Consider the following 4,518-nt stretch of genomic DNA (forward strand, 5'->3'; position numbering starts at 1 on the left):
ATCAAGAAAGGCTTTATGGATTGTCCCGCTATTACCATTCAAAGACCGGATGGTACAGAAAAGGTCCTGCCTTCAACAAAAATCACCTCCAGAGGATTAGCTTGTTTGAGAGAACAAATCCATGGAGGTGTACAATGAAGGTAGATACCAACTTCTTATGTGATTTGTGGATAGCATTGTTTCAGTTTTCCAATCATCACAGCATTGGAGATGAGGATTGCACTGCCATAATTGAGATTATGGGCATGGTGGAAAAAGCTTTAGTTTTAAAGCTTCAAAATGAATTGCCCAATTGTACAAAAATATTGGCAGTTCTTACAGATTTTGGCGATTCAGAATTACCGCATAGCATGAATCCGTTATTGCAAGCTTATGCTCCTACTTTGGAAAACCCGATTGCAAAAGTCGCTTAGACCTACAACATAATTTTATCTCCTCGCCTTTGAAGACGAGGAGGTGGTTAAACCCTACATTCAAATTTATTGATTTTGGCAAATTCGTCTGCTTTTTTAGTTTGTAATATACTAACGTCATAAGCAGCTTGCATGTTAAGCCAAAATTCAGCAGTAGTATCAAAAAAATAGGCTAATCTGAGAGCAGTATCGGGAGTCACTGGACTATTTTCAGCAACAATACGTTCTATTCTCGTGCGTGGAACATTTAATGCTTTTGCAAGAGCATAAGCAGAGAGGGCATATTCTTTTAAATATTCCTCTCGTAAAATTTCTCCGGGATGAATAGCAATATAATTTTTCATCTCGACCTCCTACAGATCAATGATAATCTACGATTTCAACTTCACTTGCCATGTGACAAAGGCACAGGAACTTCTTCTCCATTATGTTGCATGTCCTCAACAACTTCTGAAACAAGGTCCATAATGCCTTTTAAAGCTTTCTCTGCTTGAGCATCTAACCATGAAAGGGATGGGAATTCTGCACACAATCCGACATATTCCTCATCTTCTTGCGACCACAAAACACGATATGTATAATGATTATTGTTCATGTTTCATCCTTTCTTATATCCTCTACAGAGGATATTGGTCAATTACGATGGCTTTTTCGTAAATCTCGTTCGATGAGATGTCGAACATAGCGTGTGTAAGGGATAGCTTGATTTTTAGCTTTTTCCTTTAAAGCCTTCATAAGTGCTTGAGGTAAGCGAATATTCATAGAGGCTTCTTTAGGTAAGAATTCAAAATGAACAGGCTTAAAACCAGTTAAGTCATAATCAGTAAGATCTGCAGTATCAACAAAGTTTTCTGCTTCTTCATCCGTCTTAAAAACGGGCATTTGTTTTAATTTAGAGGTTTTCATAAAAATCAATCTCCTTTTGGTGCATATAACGAGCGCTAATAGGACGTACAAACAATTCGTTCTTTATTGTTCTTAAGGTAAAAACTAAAAAAATATATCGTTCATTATAGCTTCGTCCAATGGCTCTGAAACGCTCTTCTTTAATATTGGGGTCATGCTTTATGACGAGATTTCCAGGTTTAGTGAATAAATACTCAATTTCTTTTTTAGAAACTCCATGTTTGGCACATTTTGGCCAGTTACCATCATCCCAATTTATGCCATGAACTTTGATGTTTGCTACCATAACGTATGTATATCAAAATGTATCCACAAATACAATAAAAATGATTAAAAATCAATCTGTTTAAACAGGAGCTCCCATGCATCCGAGAGAGACGATAAGGGAAAGCTTTGTTGCGTTGATCAAAGCAGCAAAGACGGCAGCTGGTGACAATATTTTCAATATGCGTGATTTCAACTTCTCCCCTGAGAACACGCCTGCAATTAATATCTCAACACAAAGTGAAACGATTGAAGATGGCTATGATTATGGAATAAGGCGGCGTGTTTTAACGCTAGATGTTGAATGCTATGCAACATGTGAAGATGGTGCACGTTTTGTTGACCAATTGGCATGGGAAATTGAAGAGATTTTCTATGCTAATCCCAATCTCAATAACACAGTTGAGACATGCCGCCTGCAAAATATTGCTTTTGCCTTTGGTGATAATGGCGCCCTAGCGCTCCATGGTGCGATTTTAACCTTTGAAGTCATTTATGTGACAAATATCCCCAACATGGATGAAGAAGAAGGCAGTGTAACAGCAAAACTCGTTGAACCTTTCTTAAGCTTTGAACCAGAAACAGGCGTGAGAAATAAAGATAAATACCATAAAATTGAAGGTGGACATGTTAGAGCGGCGCGATAAAGAAATCACAGATCTAAAGAGACGTGTGGCCAATATGGTTGTGGTGGGAAAGATTAGCCATGTCGACCATAAAAACGCACGCTATCGGATAAAAAGTGGCAATCTTGTCAGTGACTGGATTCCAGATACACAAGCCCGCGCCGGTAAAACACGCTCTTATGAAGGGCGTGATATCGGAGAGCAAGTGATTGTTGTCTCGTCATCAGGGGATTTATCACAAGGGGTGATTGTTGGTTCACTTCATACAGATGCTAATCAAGCAGCCGATAAAGGCAGCATTCACCGAACTATATATCCTGATGGAACCAGCCTTGAATATGATGATGAACAAAACACTTATGGAATTCACATCAAATCCGGCGGAAAATTTATCCTGACAATCGCTGATGGTGTGTCACTAAAAGGTGATGGTGGCAAGCTAGAGCTTACCGCACCGGAAGGCATAAAGATTGTTTCAAAAAGCGATATAAATTTAAACGCAAAAGGCGGCATCTCTTTGAAGGCTGGTGATGGCATTTCACTGAATTCGAATGATAGTCTCTCTCTTCATTCTGGGAATAATGTTTCCATTCACTCAAGTGGATTAAGACATAACGGTACCAATGTAGGAGCAACACATGTTCATGGTGGTGTTTCCCCTGGTGGCTCGATGACAGGAGGTCCCAATTGAACAGTGGAATGGACCGTACAACAGGAAAGCCATTAACCGGAATTGATCATTTACGCCAATCAATCCTTGATATTTTGTCAACGCGGATTGGTTCGCGTGTAATGCGGCGTGATTATGGTTCACGTGTTGCAGAACTCATTGATGCACCGGTTAATAATGCTTTTGCTGTTGCCCTTTATGCTGCTGTTGCTGAGGCTTTAGACAAATGGGAACCGCGTTTTAAATTGAAAAAAATTGATTTTAAATGGAGTGAGGCTGGACAAGTTTCTTTGTCCTTTGAAGGCATTTATTTGCCATCCGGCAAGCCCATTACCATGGAAGGATTACTGATAAAATGAATGGAGTACTTGCAAAACCGGAAATCATCACAGAACTTTCTTTTGAGGAAATACGCGCTGCTGCTCTTGCCCATTTAAAAGAGCTTTTGCCGGAATATACCATTCTTGAAAGTGATCCGGCTGTAAAAGTCATTGAGGCTTTTAGCTATCGAGAGTTGCTTTTAAGACAGCGTATTAACGAAGCGGCACGCAACAACATTCTTGATTTTGCAACCGGTGAATCTCTTGATGCTTTGGGAAACTGGCATGGTCTTGCCCGCATGGAGGGTGAAAGTGACGAGAGATATCGTGAACGCATAGAGCTTCATGCCCGTGGTGGCAATGGTAGCGGGACAGAGCCCTATTACAAGCTTATAGCCTTAACAGCAGATAGTCGTGTTAAGGATGCGATTGTTTACCGTAAAGGCAAAGACCCAACCATCTATGTTGCTCTTTTTGGCAACAATGAAGAAGGAACGGCCTCTGAAGATCTCATACAAACAGTCTCAGAAGCTCTTCACAGAAAAAATATCATCATGACCAATGATACAATCATTGTTCACGCTGCTGTCAAAAAAGTGCTGGATTTAGAGGCAGATGTTTGGCTGTTACCAGAAACATCTTTGAAAATTCTCACAACAATGGAAACAAATTTAAGAGCAGCGTGGAGACAAGAACAAGCCATTGGTCGTGAATTAAGTTTGTCGTGGTGGATTTCAAAACTAATGATTTCTGGTGTCCAAAAAGTCATTGCCATTACACCAACACAAGACAGTATGGTTTGTGATGAAGAAGTTTTATCGATTGGAAAAATCACCTTAAACTTCAAAGGGCGTGCGCGCTAATGGTTGGTTCCCTCCTTCCCACAAACGCAACAGAATTTGAAAAGCGCCTTGCCGATGCTTGCGATTTTCATCAAGATATTGATGGTTCTGTTTTGGGGATTTCACGCGCAAAACTGATCACACGCCCTCCCCGTTTCTTGCCGTGGCTCATTGAAGAATACGGGCTTGGAGAGCTTACGCCTTATGTTCCAAACCTCTATGATCTGATTGATCAAGGGCTTCAATGGCAGCGCTTGCGCGGCTCCCTTGCGGCAATAGAGATGGGGCTTGAATGGCTAGGGATTTCTGCACGCTTTCAACCCGCTTGGACGGGGCGGGTATGGTGGAATTCCTTTCAACTTGATTTTGATCAGTTGCCTGAACGCAAAAGCCTTGAAGCCATTGAAGCGATTACCGACCTTTCCAAAAGTTTGCGCTCTGATTTTCGCCGTGGGACCTATGGTTATGATGTGCAAG

9 protein-coding genes and 1 pseudogene are annotated in these 4,518 nt (G+C 40.9%); 6 read left to right on the top strand and 4 right to left on the bottom strand.

Going from position 1 to position 4,518, the window contains the following annotated elements:
* Positions 1 to 134 precede the first annotated feature (134 nt).
* Positions 135 to 413, top strand: a complete 279-nt coding sequence (locus ACFIKG_RS08610; RefSeq protein ID WP_375652124.1) for a hypothetical protein — start codon at positions 135 to 137, stop codon at positions 411 to 413.
* Between the two features lie 47 nt (positions 414 to 460).
* On the opposite strand, the gene ACFIKG_RS08615 is transcribed toward ACFIKG_RS08610, so the two are convergent.
* From ACFIKG_RS08615 to ACFIKG_RS08630, 4 genes and pseudogenes are all read right to left on the bottom strand, one after another.
* On the bottom strand, positions 461 to 757 hold the full coding sequence (locus tag ACFIKG_RS08615; protein WP_375652125.1) for a HigA family addiction module antitoxin: 297 nt from the start codon (positions 755 to 757) through the stop codon (positions 461 to 463).
* Positions 758 to 801: 44 nt separating this feature from the next.
* Positions 802 to 1,008: pseudogene (locus tag ACFIKG_RS08620) on the bottom strand (toxin-antitoxin system HicB family antitoxin); the annotation flags it as partial.
* A gap of 38 nt (positions 1,009 to 1,046) precedes the next feature.
* Positions 1,047 to 1,319: a CopG family antitoxin gene (locus ACFIKG_RS08625; RefSeq protein WP_012754724.1), complete on the bottom strand. Its 273-nt coding sequence runs from the start codon at positions 1,317 to 1,319 to the stop codon at positions 1,047 to 1,049.
* On the bottom strand, positions 1,306 to 1,605 hold the full coding sequence (locus ACFIKG_RS08630; protein WP_375627496.1) for a BrnT family toxin: 300 nt from the start codon (positions 1,603 to 1,605) through the stop codon (positions 1,306 to 1,308). Before ACFIKG_RS08630 ends, ACFIKG_RS08625 begins: the two co-directional genes overlap by 14 nt.
* A gap of 76 nt (positions 1,606 to 1,681) precedes the next feature.
* Here ACFIKG_RS08630 and ACFIKG_RS08635 point away from each other — a divergent pair, with 76 nt between their 5' ends.
* From ACFIKG_RS08635 to ACFIKG_RS08655, 5 genes are all read left to right on the top strand, one after another.
* The gene (locus tag ACFIKG_RS08635; RefSeq protein ID WP_375652126.1) at positions 1,682 to 2,230 is read left to right on the top strand and encodes a hypothetical protein; all 549 of its coding nucleotides are present in this window, start codon (positions 1,682 to 1,684) and stop codon (positions 2,228 to 2,230) included.
* Complete coding sequence (locus ACFIKG_RS08640) at positions 2,211 to 2,900, top strand: phage baseplate assembly protein V (protein WP_375652127.1); 690 nt, start codon at positions 2,211 to 2,213, stop codon at positions 2,898 to 2,900. Before ACFIKG_RS08635 ends, ACFIKG_RS08640 begins: the two co-directional genes overlap by 20 nt.
* Positions 2,897 to 3,238: a GPW/gp25 family protein gene (locus tag ACFIKG_RS08645; protein WP_041581347.1), complete on the top strand. Its 342-nt coding sequence runs from the start codon at positions 2,897 to 2,899 to the stop codon at positions 3,236 to 3,238. The genes ACFIKG_RS08640 and ACFIKG_RS08645 overlap by 4 nt, the downstream gene beginning before the upstream one ends.
* Positions 3,235 to 4,062, top strand: coding sequence for a baseplate J/gp47 family protein (locus ACFIKG_RS08650; RefSeq protein ID WP_375652128.1), 828 nt, complete (start codon positions 3,235 to 3,237; stop codon positions 4,060 to 4,062). The genes ACFIKG_RS08645 and ACFIKG_RS08650 overlap by 4 nt, the downstream gene beginning before the upstream one ends.
* Positions 4,062 to 4,518, top strand: a 457-nt coding sequence (locus tag ACFIKG_RS08655; protein WP_375652129.1) for a phage tail protein, incomplete at its 3' end; no start/stop codon positions are given. The genes ACFIKG_RS08650 and ACFIKG_RS08655, both read left to right, overlap by 1 nt.

Origin of the sequence: Bartonella sp. LB28NMGDW (genome assembly GCF_042194435.1) — a bacterium.
GTDB lineage: Bacteria > Pseudomonadota > Alphaproteobacteria > Rhizobiales > Rhizobiaceae > Bartonella > Bartonella grahamii.